We start from the raw sequence: 19,372 nt of genomic DNA, 5'->3' as shown, positions 1-19,372 counted from the left end.
CCTAAGCAGATGATGGTGGGCCCGGAGAGACTCGAACTCCCAACCAAGCGGTTATGAGCCGCCGGCTCTAACCATTGAGCTACAGGCCCTGCCCTTTGAAGGCATGACGACTGGCGCAATGGTTCGCCGGTCGCAAGGGTCCGTCTAGCTCAAATTGTGAACGCTCACAAGGCCTCGCCGCAATAGGTTCACAATCACACGTCACCTAGAGGGTGTTCGGCTTTCAACTCAGGCATTTGGCCGGGATCGTCGAACAACCAGTATCAAAGGAGACACAATGCGCCGTTTGCCCACCGCCCCTTCTCTCGCGCCGGCTTTCCTAGCCCTTGCCCTCGGCACGGCCTTCCTCCCGCTGTCGCCGTTTTCGGCAACGGTCGCCTCTGCGCAGGAAGCCCGCACGCCGCGCGAACCGATCATCAGCGTGTCCGGTGAGGGCAAGGCCGCGGTCGCGCCCGATATGGCGATCCTGTCGCTTGCCGTCGTGAGGCAGGCAAAGACCGCCGATGCGGCCGTCTCCGCCAACAACACGGCAATGAGCGAAGTGCTCGCCGCCATCAAGGCTGAAGGCATTGCCGATCGCGACGTCCAGACCAGCAGCTTTGCGATCTACCCGCAATATCGCCAGGTAGCCCCGAAGGACGGCATCGAGCCGCCGCAGGAAATTATCGGTTACGAAGTGTCCAACACGCTGACGCTGAAGGTGCGCGATCTCGAAAAGCTCGGCGGTCTGATCGACAAGACGGTCAAGCTCGGTGTCAACCAGGGCGGACAGATCGAGTTCACCAATACCAATACCGACGAAGTGATGACGCAGGCGCGCAAGGCAGCCGTTGCCGAAGCGCTCGCCAAGGCAAAGACGCTGACGGAAGCCGCCGGCGTCAAGCTTGGCCGCATCATGGAGATCAGCGAGAATTCGGCACCGCCCATGGCCCCGCCGATGATGCGCATGACAATGGCAAAGGATTCCGGCAACGGCGTTCCGGTGGCGGCCGGCGAGACCAGCTACACGGTCAACGTCAACGTCGTGTTCTCCATCGATCCCTGATCGGATCGCTTCAACGACAAAACCCCGCCCGGCGAATGCCGGACGGGGCTGAAGATAGACTGGGACGCTTGAGATCCGTTAGCGACGGATGAGCGGGCAGCCGCGCACATTGGCAAACACGACCCGGTCGCGTCCGCGGCGGTCGACGCCGACGACGGTCACGCTGCGGCGGGAGATGTCGACGACGCGGGTACGGCGCAGACCCATCGCTTCGGCGCGACGTTCAGCCAGGCGCGGCGAGCAGCCGACGGGACGCATGTGGCGCGGGCGCTCATAGCGCGGCGGGTGATGCGGACGCCAGTCGCGCTCACGGTACTGTACGAATTCAGGGCCGGCGGCGGCGGCGATTGGCGCGGACGCCGAAATCCCTGTCATGGCGATCAAGGCTGCAAGGCCGGCCTTCGCCATCAGGCGTGTGATTGTAGTCATCTTTTGCTTCTCCTGAACCTGTCACCGGTTGTCCGGCTGTCTCGCGCCGGCCTTTCGGGCCAACGGTCGATGCAACTCTATCCAACCCAGCTGAATGCCTGCAAAACCGATCATTCAGTATTTGTTCATTTGGAAAACAACGATCATCACGACGAAAGGTGCAGCACGATCTCGCGCCTGTGCGGGCTGTCGCGGTGCTCGAAGAGATAGATCCCCTGCCACGTGCCGAGCACCAGCCTACCGCCGGTTATCGGAATGCCGATCGAGACTGCCGTCAGTGCCGCCTTGATATGTGCCGGCATATCATCTGGCCCTTCCATTGTATGGCTGACCCAGCCCATCGAAGGATCATCCGACGGCGGAACGAGGCGGGAAAAGAACGCATTCAGATCGCGCTTCACGTCCGGATCGGCATTTTCCTGAATGATCAGCGAACAGGACGTGTGGCGAACGAAGACGGTCAGCAGGCCCTCGTCGCGCCCGGCCTGGCGCACGAAGCGTTCGGCTTCATCCGTGAACTCGTATAGCCCTTGGCCTCTGGTCGAAATCTGGATCGCGGTCTGCGGCATCGAAATTCTCTTGTCTGCTTGAAGATCAAAACTCGGGAAAACCGCGCTTGCGCCATTCCGAGCGCGGCACGAGGCCACCCAGATTCATCGAAAACGAAACGATTTTCGTGGCATCGGCATCGACTTCGCAGCGGAAGCTGACATCATGCCACTGGCCTTTGGCGCGAAAGCCGATATTGCGCGCCTCGAGAACCGTCCCATTGGGCAGCTTCGGTGCGGGCAAGACATCGGGATTGTAGGCGGGCGAGCCGTTCTGCAATTGCGCGCTGAGTTCCGACGAGCAGAGCTGCCCTGCCCGAACGCCGCGCGGAATGCCGGCCATCGCAACGGTTGCAAGCGCATCACCGGTATCACGCGCGGAAAACAGCGTTCTCACGGGCTTGAGATCGCCGGCCGCATCGGATGGTTTCGACGGCGCCGGCCTTTGCGTCGGCACGGGTGCGGAGGAAGGCGGCCCTGTAAAGAGCCCGGCCGTCATCGCATCAGGAGACGCACCGCCGGCAGGTCCGGGCATTCCCGACGGATCGGAGCCTGGAACACTGAGCTGCGGTGGCGTCATCTGGGTCGGAACCGGCGCTTCTTGTGGCGCGCCCTCGCCCTGCACGTCGGGACCCGCCGTCTGTGCAGGCTCCTCCGGCGCTGGCGGATCGGCATCGGTCGCAGCGGGCGCTGGCGCATCCTCCGCAGCATTGCCGTCAAGCGCCTGGCGCGGACCGCTGTCCTTTTCGCCAAACTGGAACACAGGCCGCAGTGCGGACATCGGCGGCGCTGACGCCTGCTTCTCCTCCTCGGCCGGTGTCGGGCTTGCAGGCGGCGGCGGCGGTGCCGGCTGCTCGGCCTTCTGCGGTGCCTCGGGCTCTTTCGCTTCTTCCGGCGCCTTTTCTTCGGGCGGCTTTTCTTGAGGCTGCGGCTCTTCGGGCTTTGGTTCTTCAGGCTTGGGAGGCTGAGGTTCCGGCGGCTTCGTCTCCTCCGGCTGTTCGTCCTGCGCAGGGGAAGGCGGCGGAGCAGCCTCGGGTGCCGAAGCCTTGCTCGCCGAAATCACGGGGTCCTCGAGCGGATCTTCCTGAGGCTTCTGCTCGGGCGGCTTTTCCGGTGGCGGCTCTTCGGCCTTCGCCTCTTCCTTGAGGTTCAGCTCGTCAGGCTTCTTCGCCTCTTCGACCGGCTCCTGCCTTTCCTCTTCCGGCGGCGGCACGATCTCCACCTGGACGGTTTCCTCCTCGGGAACCGCATTGGTCGGCAGCGGCAATTTGACGAGGAGCGCGCCCGCGATGATCAGATGCAGAGCGACGGACGCACCCAGCGCCGTTGCGATCACCTTCTTATGCGGGGCGGGAGACATATCCGGCATGGCTCCCATGTAGGATGGTTTGCGGGCATGATCGAGTCTGGCCCGATCACAACATCAATAAAAAAGCCCGGCACGTCAAAACGGCCGGGCTTTTGATGGGTATGGTCCAGCGATCAGCTGTCGAGGAACGAGCGAAGCTTGCGGCTCCGGCTCGGGTGCTTCAGCTTGCGCAGCGCCTTCGCCTCGATCTGGCGGATACGTTCGCGGGTGACCGAGAACTGCTGGCCGACTTCTTCGAGCGTGTGGTCGGTGTTCATGCCGATGCCGAAGCGCATGCGAAGAACACGTTCTTCACGCGGCGTCAGCGATGCGAGAACCCGCGTCGTCGTTTCACGAAGGTTCGCCTGAATGGCGGCATCGATCGGCAGCAGCGCATTCTTGTCCTCGATGAAGTCACCCAGATGCGAATCCTCTTCGTCACCCACAGGGGTTTCGAGCGAGATCGGCTCCTTGGCGATCTTCAGGACCTTGCGGACCTTTTCGAGCGGCATGGCCAGCTTTTCGGCCAGCTCTTCCGGGGTCGGCTCGCGGCCGATCTCGTGCAGCATCTGGCGCGATGTCCGGACGATCTTGTTGATCGTCTCGATCATGTGCACCGGAATACGGATCGTGCGGGCCTGGTCGGCGATCGAGCGGGTGATCGCCTGCCTGATCCACCAGGTCGCATAGGTCGAGAACTTGTAACCGCGACGGTATTCGAACTTGTCGACGGCCTTCATCAGGCCGATATTGCCTTCCTGGATAAGGTCCAGGAACTGCAGGCCGCGGTTGGTGTATTTCTTGGCGATGGAGATGACGAGACGAAGGTTCGCCTCGACCATTTCCTTCTTGGCGATCCGCGCTTCGCGCTCGCCCTTCTGCACCATCGACACGATCCGGCGGAATTCGGTGATCGAAATACCGGTTTCGGTGGCCAGGCTCTGGATCTCCTGACGGATATCGCGAATGGCGTTGAACTCCGCCTTGGCAAAATCCTTCCAGCCGCGTGCCGACAGATTGGCGATCGACTTCATCCAGTTCGGATCAAGCTCGGCACCCTGATACTGCTCTAGGAACGAGTCGCGCTTGACGCCGTAGGATTCAGCCAGACGAAGAAGACGACCTTCGTTCTGCATCAGACGCTTGGAGATGTCGTAGAGCTGTTCGACAAGGCTTTCGACGCGGTTCTGGTTCAGTGACAGCGACTTCACTGCCGTGATCAGCTCGTCCTTCAGTTCCTTGTAGCGGCGCTCCTGAGCGGAAGACAGCGTGCCGGAGGCGGCAAGCCGCTGCTCGACCTGCTGGTCCTGAAGCTTGCGCAGCTTCTTATAGGTATCCGCAATCGTGTCGAGCGTTTCCATGACCTGCGGGCGCAGTTCCGCTTCCATGGCGGCAAGCGAAAGGTTCGACTCGTCGTCGTCCTCTTCCTCTTCTTCCAAGCCCTGGTCACCGCCGACAGCGGTGATGTCGTCATCGTTGGCAGCAGAGAAACGAGCCTTGCGGGTCTTTTCCTTTTCCTCGGCAGCCTTGCGGTCCGCCTCGATCTTTTCCGGGCTCTGGAACTGTGGCGCAGCCTTCGCCTCGGGACCCGAATAGGTCGTCTCGAGATCGATGATCTCGCGCAGCAGCGTCGTGCCTTCGTTCAGTTCGTCGCGCCAGATGATCAGCGCCTGGAACGTCAGCGGGCTTTCGCACAGACCGGCGATCATCGTCTCGCGGCCAGCCTCGATGCGCTTGGCGATCGCAATTTCGCCTTCACGCGACAGAAGCTCGACCGAGCCCATTTCGCGCAGATACATGCGCACCGGATCGTCGGTACGATCGGTGGGTTCTTTCTTCTTCGCCGTGGCAAGAGCTGTGCTGGACGTCGGGGCAAGTTCGCCGCCTTCGCTCTCTTCGCTCTCGTTGGAGTCCTCCTCCTCGGTGGTGGCCTCCTCGGCTTCTTCATCTTCCACGACGTTGATGCCCATGTCGGACAACATCGCCATCGTGTCTTCGATCTGTTCGGAAGTGACCTCTTCGGACGGAAGAACCGAGTTAAGCTCGTCCATCGTCACGTAGCCGCGCTTCTTCGCGGCTTTGATCATCTTCTTGACCGCGTCGTCAGAAAGATCGAGAAGCGGACCGTCGACCGAGCCTTCGCGCTCGGTATCGGCTTCTTCGTTTTCTTTGACTTTAGTTGCCATGTATGTCGTCGCTTTCCCTGAACGCCACTGCGCAGCGCTTCGTGGCCTGCGGCGGAGGGCAAAAGCCACACCAGCCGCGAATCAATATCCAACTCGTAACGGAATGACCTTTAACTCCCGATTACCATCGGCGACCGCTACTCGCGGGGACCGCCAGAACGAAGATGCCGAACATCGCCGCGGCGCTAGACCCACTCCACCAATATTGCCCGAAATGGTGATTCCCACAAAATAACGCTTCGTCAAGTTCTTCCAAAGCTTGTGCCCAGGAAAAGTGGAAATTACCTTACGACCATGTCCCCGTTGGCGGTACTCCCGTCATATTGAAGCCATATGTAAGCGGTGCACAATGAAAGACAAGAGCCCGCCGCCCGGTAAAAACCCTTGGCTCTACCCGAAATGCGCGGGATTGACGCCATTTTCCGATGCGTTGCAACAATACAGTGATCAATCAAGAGCTGTATAGACCACTCCACTCGCGCTGTTAATCCATCAGGCGACCAATTCAACACGGTTTAGTATCTGCGCAGCTCTCCTTTATCCGTGACTGACGGCAGCGCCCTTGACGCGTCCTGACAGAACACCGAAGCCGTCGATGATCGCTTCCTGGTTTTCAAGCCTGGAAATTTCATTCTGTACCTCCAGAAGTGCACGCAGCAGGATCTCGGCACGCTCGGCCTCGTCCTCGGTCATCTCCGCGAGTTCACGCTCCAGCTCGATCTTCTGCCAGCGGAGCTCCTTGTTTCTGGAATGCAGTGCCCGGGTCTGACGGTAGGCTTGCAGCGAATCCTGCGGATCGGCCTCTTCCGTCGCCGTCCACAGTCGCGCATTGCGGATCTGCTGGTTCATTGACTTCAACAGTTCCTCAAAGCCATTCTCGCCGAGTTCCCGTTTCAGTTCCTGCACCGTCAAACCGGCACCGGCCTGCCCGACAATAGTCAGCACGCAAGACCACATCCGCTTCAGATCGCGGTTCTCGAATTCGATCGAGGCGATCTCGTCATACTCGTTGAGCAGAAGCTGCGGATGATGGACGATGGTCAGCGCCAGCACGCTTTCTCGCAGGGCCGGAAGGTCGAGATGTCCCCGCACCAGCCCCGATCGCGTCAGGCGGTCGGAAACACCCATTCCGCGCCCCTGCTGCTGGAACGACGATCCACCCCGTCCGCCGGCCGCACCGCCTCTGCCGGACCCGCCGCCTTCGCGCTGCTGGTAGCTTTGACGACGATCGCCACCGCCGCCATTGCGCTGCGGCTGGAACAAGCCGTTGAGACGATCGCGCACATTCTGCTGGTAGTGACGGCGCACACTTTCGTCGGCAATCACGGAAACGATCTGCTTGAGCCTTGCCTCGAGTTCCGCCCGCTTTTCCGGGGTCTCGAAGGCGGCACCATTGGTTTCCCGCTGCCAGACCATCTCCGCAAGCGGACGCGCCTGCGCGATCACGCCATCGAACGGCGCTCTTCCCTCGTGCTTGACGAGATCGTCCGGATCCTTGCCGTCTGGAAGCAACGCGAACCGCACCGAGCGGCCGGGCTTGATGGAGGGAAGCGCGAGATCCGCAGCACGGTTTGCAGCACGGATACCGGCACCATCGCCATCGAAACACAGGATCGGTTCCGGCGTCATCCGCCAAAGCAGCTCCAGCTGGTTTTCGGTCAAGGCCGTACCGAGCGGCGCGACGGCATTCTCGACGCCCACCTGGCTGAGCGCGATCACATCCATATAGCCCTCGACGGCTATGATCGTGCCCGGCTCCTTGGATCCCGGCCCTGGCTGGGCCGCCCGCCTGGCGCGGGTAAAATTGTAGAGCACCTGACCCTTGTGGAAGAGTTCGGTATCCGGCGAGTTCATGTATTTGGCCGGCGCATCCGGCGCCATCGCGCGTCCACCAAAGGCAATCACCTTGTCGCGCGACGACAGGATCGGGAACATGATGCGGTCGCGGAAATAGTCGTAGGATACGGCAATCCCCTCGCCATGACGCACCAGCCCGCAGGCCTCGATCTGCTCCTTGGCCACACCCTTGCCGGCCAGGAACTCCTTGAGCGCATTGCGGCTGTCCAGCGCATAGCCGAGCCGGAAATTCTCGATCGTGCGCGCCGTCAGTCCGCGGTCGCGAAGATAGGCGCGTGCCTTGGCGCCGGTCGGGCTCTGCAACTGGTCCTGAAAGAAGCGCGTCGCCATTTCCATGACGTCGAGAAGCGACATCCGCTCCCGTTCGCGCTTTTCCGCCTGCGGATCGGGTTGCGGCATGGCGATACCAGCCATATCGGCAACCTGCTGCACCGCTTCGGGAAAGTTCAGCCCTTCCAGATCCGTCATGAAGCGGAAATGATCGCCCGACACGCCACATCCGAAGCAGTGATAGCGGCCCTTGCGGTCCTCGCAGTGAAAGCTCGGGCTTTTCTCGCCATGGAACGGGCAGCAGGCCCAGAAATCGCCGCGCGCAGCATTCGTCTTCCTGCGATCCCAGGTGACACGACGGCCGATCACCGTCGAAATCGGCACCCGATCCCGGATCTCGTCAAGAAAACTGTTTGAAAAGCGCATGTCTACCTCGTGGGCCAGATGCCATATTAAGGCTCAGCGAGCGGGAACGCCAGCCCGGCGGCAAATCATGCCCGCTATTCACAGGCCGCCGCTCCGGGACACCGCCCCGACCAACCCACAGAAATTAACGAATTGTAACTTGCGGTATACGGGTTCCCTGCATAGCCTTGAAACGGACAATCGTGCCGTCACTCGCTTAACCGGCGGGTACCGGCGTCACGGATTGCTCTTCAGGACGGCGGCCGGCAATGACTGCAGGCGATCGTCCTCTCCCGCCGGTGGCATGTCCGCGGTCGACCGATGGGAGGCGTAGGAGAGCAAAAGGCGGGAACTCCATGAAGGACTTCCCGCCTTTCTCGTTTCTTGTGGTGAAGCCTTAGCCTTAGCTCAGCTGCGCTTTGATCGTCCCGGACGCCTTGGCAAAATCCATCTGGCCGGCATAGCGCTCGCGCAGGATCGCCATCACCTTGCCCATGTCCTTCATGCCAGCAGCGCCGATTTCGGCGATGACGGAAGCGACGATCTCGCTCGCCTTCTCGTCGGAAATCTGTTCCGGCATGAAGGATTTGACCACTGCGATCTCTTCGCGTTCCTGTGCTGCAAGTTCCGGGCGGGCGTTGTCTTCGTAGATCTTCGCCGACTCTTCGCGCTGCTTCACCATCTTTTGCAGGATCTGCAGGATTTCGTCGTCGGTGGCGGCGTCCTTGCCGGTGCCGCGATTGGCGATGTCGCGGTCCTTGATGGCGGTCTGGATCAGCCGCACGGTCGAAAGCCTGCGGGTTTCCTTCGCCTTCATCGCTTCCTTCATCGCTTCGGAAAGCTTCTCGCGCAACATGGCCTGTCTCCTTGAACGTCGCTCGATCCGCAGCGGACCGATCTTTTGCGACGTCATAGAACAACCGGGAACACCGATCAAACGATTTGCCCACACGAGAAAACTCGCCGATTGCCGGGCTTTGCGCGCAGCTTTCTCGTAAACTGCAATTGACCGGCTGTTCTGCCTTGTTTATGTCGAGGACCTGCACAACATTTGGATAGTGGGCCGCAAGCGGGTTTCCGCGCGCCCTTTTCTGCGACGAGAGATGACCTCGACACCCTGTTTTCCTCTCCGGGAAACGGGCCGCTGGGGCAGAAGGATGGATATGACCGCGACCACCCCTTGGACCACGAAAAAACCCACCGCCGTTCTCGTGCTTGCCGACGGAACCGTAATTGAAGGAACAGGCATCGGCGCGACCGGCAAGGTCACCGCCGAAGTGGTGTTCAACACCGCCCTCACCGGCTACCAGGAAATTTTGACCGATCCGTCTTATCTCAGCCAGATCGTCACCTTCACCTTCCCGCATATCGGCAATATCGGCACCAATGACGAGGATATCGAAGACCTGACGCCCGCTGCACGCCGCGGCGCCGTTGGCACGATCTTCAAGGCCGATATCACCGAACCCTCGAACTACCGCTCGGCAAAGGATCTCGACTCCTGGCTGAAGAGCCGTGGCGTCATCGGCCTGTCGGGCATCGACACGCGCGCGCTGACCTCCTGGATCCGCCAGAACGGTGCCCCGAACGCCGTGATCGCCCATGACCCGAACGGCAATTTCGACATCGAAGCGCTGAAGGCGGAAGCCAAGGCCTGGAGCGGGCTCGAAGGCCTCGACCTCGCCAAGGAAGCGACATCAGGCCAGTCGTCGCAATGGACCGAAAAGCCCTGGGTCTGGAACGAAGGTTCCGAGGAACTGAAGGCCGAGGATGCCAAGTATCACATCGTCTGCATCGACTACGGCGTGAAGCGCAACATCCTGCGCCTGTTCACCGGCCTCGACTGCAAGGTCACGGTCGTCCCGGCCCAGACCTCGTCGGAAGACATTCTGGCGCTGAAGCCGGATGGCATCTTCCTGTCGAACGGCCCGGGCGATCCGGCAGCCACCGGCGCTTACGCTGTCCCTGTCATCAAGGACATCGTCAAGACCGACATCCCGACCTTTGGCATCTGCCTCGGTCACCAGATCCTCGGCCTCGCACTCGGTGCCACGACCGAAAAGATGCACCAGGGTCATCACGGCGCCAACCACCCGGTCAAGGATCACACGACCGGCAAGGTGGAGATCGTGTCGATGAACCACGGCTTCGCGGTCGACTCGAAGTCGCTGCCGCAGGGTGTTGAGGAGACTCACATTTCGCTGTTCGACGGCACCAATTGCGGTCTGCGTCTGTCCGGCAAGCCGGTCTTCTCCGTCCAGCATCACCCGGAAGCATCGCCCGGTCCGCAGGACAGCCACTACCTGTTCCGCCGCTTCATCAACATGGTGCGCGAGAACAAGGGAGAGGCAGCGCTCGCCGAGCGCTAAAACCTTCTCAAGTCACGGTTTCAATCAGATGGCCCGCTGCTCTCAGCGGGCCATTTGCTTATGACGCTGCAAAAGAATCCAGAACCGTCCGCACAGGAAGAGAGCTGCGGCGGCAAGGCCGATCACGAAACCGAACCAGACACCCTCGCCGCGATAGCCGAGCGGAAATGCGAACACCCAGGCGCAGACGAAGCCGATCGGCCAGTAGGCGATCAGCGCCAGCAGCATCGGCACTTTCGTATCCTTCAATCCGCGCAAAAGCCCGGCCCCTACGGCCTGCAGCCCGTCGACCAGCTGGAAGATGCCGGCAATGACAATCAGCGGTGTGGCGAGCGCGAGCACCGCAGCGGCGTCCGGCTGGCTGGTGTCGAGGAAAAGCCCCGCCAGCGCGCCCGGCATCACGGCGTAAAGGACACCGCCGATCGCCGTGAAGATGATGCTGACGATCAGCACGGCCCCACCGGCCCTTCGAACACCGACCATGTCGCCACGACCGTTGGCAAGACCGACCCGAACCGTTGCGACCTGCGCCAGACCCAGCGGCACCATGAAGGCGATCGAGGCAAGCTGCAGCGCAATCCCATGGGCGGCAAGCTCGAGCTTGCCGATACTGCCCATCATCAGCGAAGCCGCCGCAAACAGGCTCGTTTCGGCAAGGATCGTGAAGCTGATCGGCAGTCCGAGCAGGAAGACTTCCCGAACCATCGACCAGTCAGGCTTCCAGAAGCGCACGAAGAGTTCATAAGCGCGCATGGCGGGCTGCGCCTGCACATAGGCAATCGCGATCAGGAAGCCGACCAGGTTGGCGGACACGGCTGCGATCGCCGCGCCATGAAGACCCAGCTGCGGCGCTCCGTAATGACCGAAGATCAGCAGATAGGCGACGATCGCGTTCATGATGAACATGCCGATCGTGATGTAGAGAACGATCCCGCCCTTCTCCAGCCCGGTCACGAAGCTGCGCAATGCCATCAGGCCGAGCGCCGGGAACATGCCCCATTGCGCAATGCGCAGATAGCTCTGCGCATTGGCCGCGACATCGGGCGCCTGACCAAGGCCGAGCAGCATCGGTTCGCTAAACCAGAGCAGCGGCGCGACAACCGTGCAATAGGCAATCACCACCCACAGCCCCATGCGCACCGACCGGCGCACGCCGATCCGGTCACCGTGGCCGAGCGCCTGCGCAACCAGCGGCACGACGGCGCTGGTGAACCCGGTGCCGAAGATGAAAACGACGAAAAACAGCTGCGTCGCAATGACCACGGAGGCAAGTTCGGTCGTCCCAAGCCAGCCGACCAGAATGACGTCGGTCGTATGGATCGCCATCTGCGCAAGCTGGGCTCCCACCAGCGGGATGCCGAGCGCAAACGTGCCGCGCAGATGCGACGACAAGGAACGATCCGTAATGACGGCGTCATGCGGCGCAGATGCACCGGCAGTGTTCGGCAAGCCCGACATCGATAAATCCTACAAATGGAAAAAGCCGCTTCCAGAAACGGTCAGCGGCACGGTACCCTGCCTATAAAGAAGGCATCGGGGTTCATCAAGGCTCGGCACCGATCCAGCAAAAATTGTAGGGCGAAGTTCACTAACGTTGATGGGTGACGTGACAGGTCTGACGGACCGATCGATGGGAGGATGGTGCGGCAAGGATTCTCGGCCTTGTCCATCGCCGCCGGCTGGTGCCGAATGCAGCCCGGCATAGGCCCCGGCTTTGCGCAGTCGAGCACGCCGAAACCGGGAAAGTGCGGGCGATCGGTTTCGCCGCCCACACGATTTTTCGAAGATTGATCTCTAAATCACGGCTCTGCTGCTCGCCGGAGCAGCAGAGATCACTGCTCAGACATTACCCGAGAACGTGTCGCAGGCCTTCATGTCGCCGGTGTCGAAGCCCTTCTTGAACCAGCGCGAACGCTGGGCGGATGTTCCGTGGTTGAAGCTTTCCGGCACGACATAGCCCTGGCTGCGCTTTTGCAGCGTATCGTCGCCGATCTGCTGGGCGGCGTTCAAAGCCTCCTCCAGATCGCCGCTTTCGAGAAAGCCCTTCTGCTGGGTCCGCTTGCCCCACACGCCTGCAAAGCAGTCGGCCTGAAGCTCGACACGAACCGACATGCGGTTGGCCTCGGTCTCGCTCATGCTCTGTCGCGCCTGGTTGAATTTCGGCAGCACGCCGATCAAATTCTGAACGTGATGCCCGACTTCGTGGGCAACCACATAGGCCTCGGCAAAATCGCCGCCGGCCCCAAGCCGCTGGCTGAGTTCCTTGAAGAACTCCGTATCGAGATAAACCTTGCGGTCACCCGGGCAGTAGAACGGGCCGCTTGCCGAAGATGCAAAACCGCAGGCAGACTTGACCTGGCCGCCAAACAGAACCAGCGTCGGCTCTTCGTAGCGAGCGCCATTGCTCTGGAAAATTTCGTTCCAGGTATCTTCGGTGTCGGCAAGAACGGTGCGGACGAAACCGGTCATCTCGTCGTCAGCCGGCGTACGCGGCGCCTGCTGCGTGGTGCTGGTGCCCGTATCCATGCCGGTATCGCCACCCGACAAAAGCGTCAGCGGGTTGATGCCGGTCACCCAGCAGATGATCAAAACGACGACGATACCGCCGATGCTAAGCCCACCGCCGCCACGTCCGCCGCCACCGATCGGGATGCGGAAACCGCCACCGCGGCCACCCATCGAGGCACCCCGTTGATCCTCGACATTGTCGGATTGCCGACGCCCTTTCCATTCCATATCGCACCCCAGGTTCTAATAAGTTCGGTCGGAAATGATCCCTGACGACGATATAGAACAGGCCCGCCAAATATCCATGTCGGGATGTCAGGCTGTTGGCTCAGGCGACCCTGAGCTGCGCCTTGCTGGGCAGGAAGACGGTGAGAAGGCCAAGCGCCGGCAGAAAAGCGCAGATGGAATAGACAAAACTGATGCCCCTGTGGTCGGCGATGATGCCGAGCACGGCGGCGGCAATGCCACCCATGCCGAATGCGAGCCCGAAGAAGATGCCGGCGATCATCCCGACCCGGCCAGGCACCAGCTCCTGCGCCATCACGATAATGGCCGGAAACGACGACGCCATCAGCAGCCCAACAATACCCGACAGCACGATCGTCATCGGCAAATTGGCGAACGGCATCGCCAGCGTGAACGGCAGCACGCCGAGAATGGAGATCCAGATCACCACCTTGGAGCCGAACCGGTCGCCGATCGGACCGCCGATCAACGTGCCCAGCGCCGTCGCGCCCAGAAACACGAACAGCATGATCTGCGACGACTGCACGGTGACGCCAAAGCGCTCGATAACGAAGAACGTGTAATAGCTGCCGATCGCCGCCATGTAGATGTTCTTCGAAAAGGTGAGGATCGCCAGCACGACCAGCGCAACCATCACCGTGCGCCGCGGCAGGCTGTGGATGCCAAGGCTCTTCTTGCGCCCCTTGTTGGCCAGCATATGCGCCTTGTACCAGCGCGCGACCCAGGAGAGGATCACGATGCCGAGGAGCGCGATTGCCGAAAACCAGGCGACGCTGCCCTGCCCCATCGGCACGATGATGAAGGCGGCCAGAAGCGGCCCGATCGCCTGACCGAAATTGCCGCCCACCTGAAAGGTCGCCTGCGCAAAACCATAGCGCCCGCCGGACGCCAGCCTCGCCACCCGGGACGATTCCGGATGAAACACCGCCGACCCAATGCCGATCAGCGCCGCCGCCACCACAAGCATCACATAGACATGCGAACCGGCCAGCAGAAACAGGCCGACAAATGTCGCCCCCATGCCGATCGGCAGAGAATACGGAAACGGCTTCTTGTCGGTGATGATGCCGATCACCGGCTGCAGCAGCGAGGCGGTGCATTGGAAGGCCAGCGTCAGAATGCCGATCTGCCAGAAGTCGAGATTGTAGTCGGCCTTGAGCATCGGATAGATCGCCGAGATCATCGACTGCATGATGTCGTTGAGCATATGGCAGAAGCTGACCGCAAAAATGATCGGCATCACAGTCTTGTCCGCCTGGGCGGCGGAAGCCGAATTTTCCGGCTGCACGGTTGCAGCTGCATCAACGGGTCTGGACGTGGCATCCGCCATCGGGGCTCCTCCGCGCGGGTGTTCGTCCTTCAAGGATCGTTGCCGCTGCAAATATTGACGTATGCCAAGGATTAGAGCGGCAAATCAGGCCTGTCCATGTCAGGACGGGAGCAAACGGTACGATCGTGGTTCGGAAACGGGTCTCGTCGAGGCTGTGACAGAGCCTGGTTTTCCATTACCGGCGATCTGTTTGGTCCCCGTGTCAGCCGTTTGACGGCAACGATGGAAACGCCGGCGACGACCCCGCCTGCCAGCACATCGACAAAATAATGACTGGCATGCGAAACAGCCGCAACAGCCATCAGGATGTTGATCACCATCATCGGATAGCGCGCGAATCTAAGATCCCATGCGGCCCAGGCGCAAAGTGCGGCGACTGCGGCGTGCACGGATGGGAATGTCAAAATGCCGGCGACCTCCTCCATTCTGAAAATGAAATCAGGATCTGTCCTCAAGGCATTGAACTGATCGAGAAAGAAAAAGCTGAAATACGCGTTGATGCTTGTCAGTTGCTCTGGCTCGACACCGTACACGACATAGGCTCCAAGTGCCGGAAACCAGATCGATATCACGCTCGAGATGTAGCATAGCACCGCGTATGCAATCGCCATCTGATAGGCACGCAAAGGACGCCCCGTCGCGATGAGGACGACCGGAATCAGGAGCAACTGGAACGAAAACGACAGGTACGCGAGGCCGAGGATCTCAGCCAGCAACGGCCTTGCATCAACAAATGCTATGAACCCTCGCCATGACAGGCCAAGTGCCGCATCCCACGACATAAGCACCGCGTCCGCAGTCGGCATGCCGACCCGGATGCTGAGATAGGTAGAGACGAGTACCGGCACGATGAGAAGCAGAGTACAGGTGACCGTTTCGAGAACGAACGTCATCGCATTCAGCTTGCGGACGTGACAGTAAAACCCGACGACGACGAGCAATGCGACAAAGTAACCCGCGGACCTGCCGACGCCGGCATAATCCACTTTCAGTCCGGTAATCTGCGCCAATCCGAAAGCCACCACATAGGAGGCGACGGTGAGCGACAGCAACCCGTACCGCGCCCTGATCAGTTCCAAATCCATGACGTCAGACTACCTTGCACAAACAGCACGAGTGTATCCGTCGAAAGTTAAAACCAGCCTGACACCGAATGTTGCGTGTGCAACGTCCAATCCGGACAATTCCTGTCGATATGCTCAATTATGGGGTTCCGTTCCCCGGCACATTTCCCTATAAGCCGCGTCTAGCCAGAAAAAACATGCGCACGCCACCCGACCGGAGCTTCACGCCCCGTGCCGGTTTTTCGCGCAGAAAAAAGTGGATAGAGATCATGCCGAAGCGCCAAGACATCAAATCGATCCTCATCATCGGGGCGGGCCCGATCGTCATCGGCCAGGCATGCGAATTCGACTATTCCGGCACCCAGGCCTGCAAGGCGCTGCGCGAAGAGGGTTACCGGGTCATTCTGGTCAACTCCAACCCGGCAACGATCATGACCGATCCGGGCCTGGCCGATGCCACCTATATTGAGCCGATCACCCCGGAAGTGGTGGCCAAGATCATCGCCAAGGAACGCCCTGACGCGCTTCTGCCGACCATGGGCGGCCAGACGGCCTTGAACACGGCGCTTTCGCTTAAGAGAATGGGCGTGCTCGACCGCTACAATGTCGAGATGATCGGCGCCAAGCCCGCCGCCATCGACATGGCCGAAGACCGCGCCCTCTTCCGCGAAGCCATGAGCCGCATCGGCCTCGAAACCCCGAAGTCGATGCTGGCCAACGCCACCGACATCAAGGATGCCGACCGCAAGACGCACGAAGCCGAGCGCAACAAGGTCAAGGCCGAACTGTCCGGCGCCGAGCTCGACAAGGCGCTCGACGCGCTCGAAAACCAGTGGAACCTCGGCGAAACCGACCGCAAGCAGCGCTATATCAGCCACGCGATGGCGATTGCGGCACAGGCTATCGACGTCGTCGGCCTACCCGCCATCATCCGCCCGTCCTTTACCATGGGCGGCACCGGCGGCGGCATTGCCTACAATCGCTCGGAATTCTTCGAGATCATCGGCGGCGGCCTCGATGCCTCGCCGACCACCGAAGTGCTGATCGAGGAATCGGTTCTCGGCTGGAAGGAATACGAGATGGAAGTGGTCCGCGACACCGCGGATAACTGCATCATCATCTGCTCGATCGAAAACATCGACCCGATGGGCGTCCACACCGGCGACTCGATCACCGTCGCACCGGCCCTGACGCTGACCGACAAAGAATACCAGATCATGCGCAACGCATCGATCGCGGTCCTGCGCGAGATCGGTGTCGAGACCGGCGGTTCCAACGTCCAGTTCGCGGTCAACCCGGCCGATGGTCGTCTTGTCGTCATCGAAATGAACCCGCGCGTGTCGCGGTCTTCGGCGCTCGCCTCCAAGGCCACCGGCTTCCCGATTGCCAAGGTCGCGGCAAAGCTTGCCGTCGGCTACACGCTCGACGAACTCGACAACGACATCACAGGCGGCGCAACCCCTGCCTCGTTCGAGCCGTCGATCGATTACGTCGTCACCAAGATCCCGCGCTTTGCCTTCGAGAAATTCCCGGGCGCCTCGCCGGTCCTCACCACGGCCATGAAGTCGGTCGGTGAAGTCATGGCAATCGGCCGTACCTTTGCCGAATCGCTGCAGAAGGCGCTCCGCGGTCTCGAAACCGGTCTGACCGGCCTCGACGAGATCGAGATCCCCGGCATGGAAGAGGGCGAAGGCTCCAAGAACGCCATCCGCGCCGCCATCGGCACGCCGACGCCGGATCGTCTGCGCCAGGTCGCCCAGGCTCTCCGTCTTGGTCTCTCCGAAGCCGAAGTGCATGAAGCCTGCAAGATCGATCCGTGGTTCATCGCCCAGTTCAAGGCGATCGTCGACATGGAAGCCCGCGTTCGCGAACACGGCCTGCCTGCCGATGCCGAGAACCTGCGCATGCTGAAGGCCATGGGCTTCTCCGACGCCCGCCTTGCCAGCCTGACCAAGAAGCGCCCGAAGGAAGTCGCGGAACTGCGCAACGCGCTCAACGTGCGGCCCGTCTTCAAGCGCATCGATACCTGCGCTGCCGAATTCGCCTCGCCGACCGCCTACATGTACTCGACCTACGAGACGCCGTTCGTCGGCGAACTGCGCTCGGAAGCCGAAGTCTCGACTGCGAAGAAGGTCGTCATCCTCGGCGGCGGTCCAAACCGCATCGGCCAGGGCATCGAGTTCGACTATTGCTGCTGCCATGCCGCCTTCGCTCTGAAGGATGCCGGCTACGAAGCGATCATGATCAACTGCAACCCCGAGACCGTGTCGACCGACTACGACACGTCCGACCGCCTCTATTTCGAGCCGCTCACCGCAGAAGACGTCATCGAGATTCTCCGCGCGGAACAGGAAAAGGGTGAAGTCGTCGGCGTCATCGTACAGTTCGGTGGCCAGACGCCACTGAAACTTGCCGAAGCGCTCGAAAAGAACGGCATCCCGATCCTCGGCACGGCGCCTGACATGATCGACCTGGCCGAAGACCGCGACCGCTTCCAGAAGCTCCTGATGAAGCTCGACCTGACGCAGCCGAACAACGGCATCGCCTACTCGGTCGAGCAGGCCCGCCTCGTGGCTTCGGAAATCGGCTTCCCGCTGGTCGTTCGCCCGTCCTACGTTCTCGGCGGCCGCGCCATGCAGATCCTGCATTCGGAAAGCCAGCTGCAGAGCTACCTGCTCGATACGGTGCCGGAACTGGTGCCTGAGGATATCAAGCAGCGCTATCCGAACGACAAGACCGGCCAGATCAACACGCTGCTCGGCAAGAACCCGCTTCTGTTCGACAGCTACCTCTCCAACGCCATCGAAGTCGATGTCGACTGCCTCTGCGACGGCACCGACGTCTATGTCGCCGGTATCATGGAGCATATCGAGGAAGCCGGCATTCACTCGGGCGACAGCGCCTGCTCGCTGCCACCGCGCACGCTGTCCAACGAGATGATCGACGAGCTGGAACGCCAGGCAACGTCGATGGCCAAGGCGCTTAACGTCGTCGGCCTGATGAACGTCCAGTTCGCCATCAAGGACGGCACCGTCTACGTGCTCGAAGTCAATCCGCGTGCCTCGCGCACCGTCCCCTTCGTGGCCAAGACCATCGGCGCGCCGATCGCAAAGATCGCCGCCCGTGCCATGGCCGGCGAAAAGCTCGACGCGATCTTTGCGGCCTACGGCACCAAGCCCGATCCGCGCAACCTGAAGCACATCGCCGTCAAGGAAGCGGTCTTCCCGTTTGCCCGCTTCCCCGGCGTCGACATCCTGCTCGGACCGGAAATGCGTTCGACCGGCGAAGTGATGGGTCTCGATACGGACTTCGCGCTCGCCTTTGCCAAGAGCCAGCTCGGTGCAAGCGTCGAACTGCCCCGCGACGGTGCGGTCTTCGTGTCGGTCCGCGACGACGACAAGCCACGCGTGCTGCCGGCCATCCGCATGCTGAAGGAAATAGGCTTCAAGGTCATCGCCACCGGCGGTACCGCCCGCTTCCTCGCCGAAAACGGCATCGAGTCGACCAAGATCAACAAGGTCCTGGAAGGACGCCCGCATATCGAGGATGCCATCCGCAACCGCCAGGTCCAGCTTGTCATCAACACGACGGATTCAAACAAGGCGATCTCGGACTCGAAATCGCTGCGCCGTGCAACGTTGATGCAGAAGGTGCCGTATTACACGACGATTTCAGGTGCCGAATCCGCTGCGATGGCGATCAAGGCGCTGAAGGCCGGCAATCTCGAAGTGCGTACGCTGCAAAGCTACTTCGCGTAACACTCTCCA

Annotated in this window: 13 protein-coding genes and 1 tRNA gene; 3 read left to right on the top strand and 11 right to left on the bottom strand. The window is 61.1% G+C overall.

The features are described 5' to 3' along the window. Positions 1-13: 13 nt before the first annotated feature. A tRNA-Ile gene (locus tag G6K99_RS10170) sits at positions 14-89 on the bottom strand. A 188-nt stretch (positions 90-277) separates the two neighbouring features. On the opposite strand from G6K99_RS10170, the gene G6K99_RS10165 reads away from it, so the two are divergent. Continuing rightward, a complete protein-coding gene (locus G6K99_RS10165; RefSeq protein WP_062455912.1) occupies positions 278-1,045 on the top strand; it encodes an SIMPL domain-containing protein in 768 nt (255 codons plus the stop codon). A gap of 78 nt (positions 1,046-1,123) precedes the next feature. On the opposite strand, the gene G6K99_RS10160 is transcribed toward G6K99_RS10165, so the two are convergent. The 6 genes from G6K99_RS10160 to G6K99_RS10135 form a co-directional block, all read right to left on the bottom strand. Further along, positions 1,124-1,465 carry a hypothetical protein gene (locus G6K99_RS10160; RefSeq protein ID WP_113110862.1) on the bottom strand — a complete coding sequence of 114 codons (342 nt, stop codon included), beginning with the start codon at positions 1,463-1,465 and terminating at the stop codon, positions 1,124-1,126. 155 nt (positions 1,466-1,620) lie between these two features. Continuing rightward, entirely contained in the window at positions 1,621-2,043 is a 423-nt protein-coding gene (locus G6K99_RS10155; protein WP_092660426.1) for a secondary thiamine-phosphate synthase enzyme YjbQ, read from the bottom strand. A gap of 25 nt (positions 2,044-2,068) precedes the next feature. Beyond that, the gene (locus G6K99_RS10150) at positions 2,069-3,391 is read right to left on the bottom strand and encodes a DUF930 domain-containing protein (RefSeq protein WP_174196456.1); all 1,323 of its coding nucleotides are present in this window, start codon (positions 3,389-3,391) and stop codon (positions 2,069-2,071) included. Between the two features lie 113 nt (positions 3,392-3,504). Then, positions 3,505-5,556: an RNA polymerase sigma factor RpoD gene (gene rpoD, locus G6K99_RS10145; protein WP_062455900.1), complete on the bottom strand. Its 2,052-nt coding sequence runs from the start codon at positions 5,554-5,556 to the stop codon at positions 3,505-3,507. A gap of 537 nt (positions 5,557-6,093) precedes the next feature. Then, a complete protein-coding gene (gene dnaG / locus G6K99_RS10140; RefSeq protein WP_113110709.1) occupies positions 6,094-8,109 on the bottom strand; it encodes a DNA primase in 2,016 nt (671 codons plus the stop codon). Positions 8,110-8,491: 382 nt separating this feature from the next. Continuing rightward, positions 8,492-8,944 carry a GatB/YqeY domain-containing protein gene (locus tag G6K99_RS10135; RefSeq protein WP_174196455.1) on the bottom strand — a complete coding sequence of 151 codons (453 nt, stop codon included), beginning with the start codon at positions 8,942-8,944 and terminating at the stop codon, positions 8,492-8,494. A 307-nt stretch (positions 8,945-9,251) separates the two neighbouring features. Here G6K99_RS10135 and carA point away from each other — a divergent pair, with 307 nt between their 5' ends. Next, a complete protein-coding gene (gene carA, locus G6K99_RS10130; RefSeq protein ID WP_174196454.1) occupies positions 9,252-10,457 on the top strand; it encodes a glutamine-hydrolyzing carbamoyl-phosphate synthase small subunit in 1,206 nt (401 codons plus the stop codon). A 42-nt stretch (positions 10,458-10,499) separates the two neighbouring features. Here the strand turns inward: carA and G6K99_RS10125 are convergent, their stop codons facing one another. From G6K99_RS10125 to G6K99_RS10110, 4 genes are all read right to left on the bottom strand, one after another. After that, positions 10,500-11,915 (bottom strand): MATE family efflux transporter, encoded by a 1,416-nt coding sequence (locus G6K99_RS10125; protein ID WP_174196453.1) that lies wholly within the window; start codon positions 11,913-11,915, stop codon positions 10,500-10,502. A gap of 381 nt (positions 11,916-12,296) precedes the next feature. Beyond that, positions 12,297-13,193 carry a neutral zinc metallopeptidase gene (locus tag G6K99_RS10120; RefSeq protein ID WP_174196452.1) on the bottom strand — a complete coding sequence of 299 codons (897 nt, stop codon included), beginning with the start codon at positions 13,191-13,193 and terminating at the stop codon, positions 12,297-12,299. A gap of 100 nt (positions 13,194-13,293) precedes the next feature. After that, complete coding sequence (locus G6K99_RS10115) at positions 13,294-14,541, bottom strand: MFS transporter (protein ID WP_174196451.1); 1,248 nt, start codon at positions 14,539-14,541, stop codon at positions 13,294-13,296. A gap of 71 nt (positions 14,542-14,612) precedes the next feature. Then, entirely contained in the window at positions 14,613-15,626 is a 1,014-nt protein-coding gene (locus tag G6K99_RS10110; protein ID WP_062455890.1) for a phosphatase PAP2 family protein, read from the bottom strand. 248 nt (positions 15,627-15,874) lie between these two features. Here G6K99_RS10110 and carB point away from each other — a divergent pair, with 248 nt between their 5' ends. Further along, positions 15,875-19,363 (top strand): carbamoyl-phosphate synthase large subunit, encoded by a 3,489-nt coding sequence (gene carB, locus G6K99_RS10105; RefSeq protein ID WP_062576875.1) that lies wholly within the window; start codon positions 15,875-15,877, stop codon positions 19,361-19,363. Positions 19,364-19,372 lie beyond the last annotated feature (9 nt).

Origin of the sequence: Neorhizobium sp. AL 9.2.2 (assembly GCF_013317225.1) — a bacterium.
Taxonomy (GTDB): Bacteria; Pseudomonadota; Alphaproteobacteria; order Rhizobiales; family Rhizobiaceae; genus Neorhizobium; species Neorhizobium soli.
The sequence above is the reverse complement of the archived record's forward strand: the minus strand, read 5'-3'. Positions and strand labels throughout refer to the sequence as shown.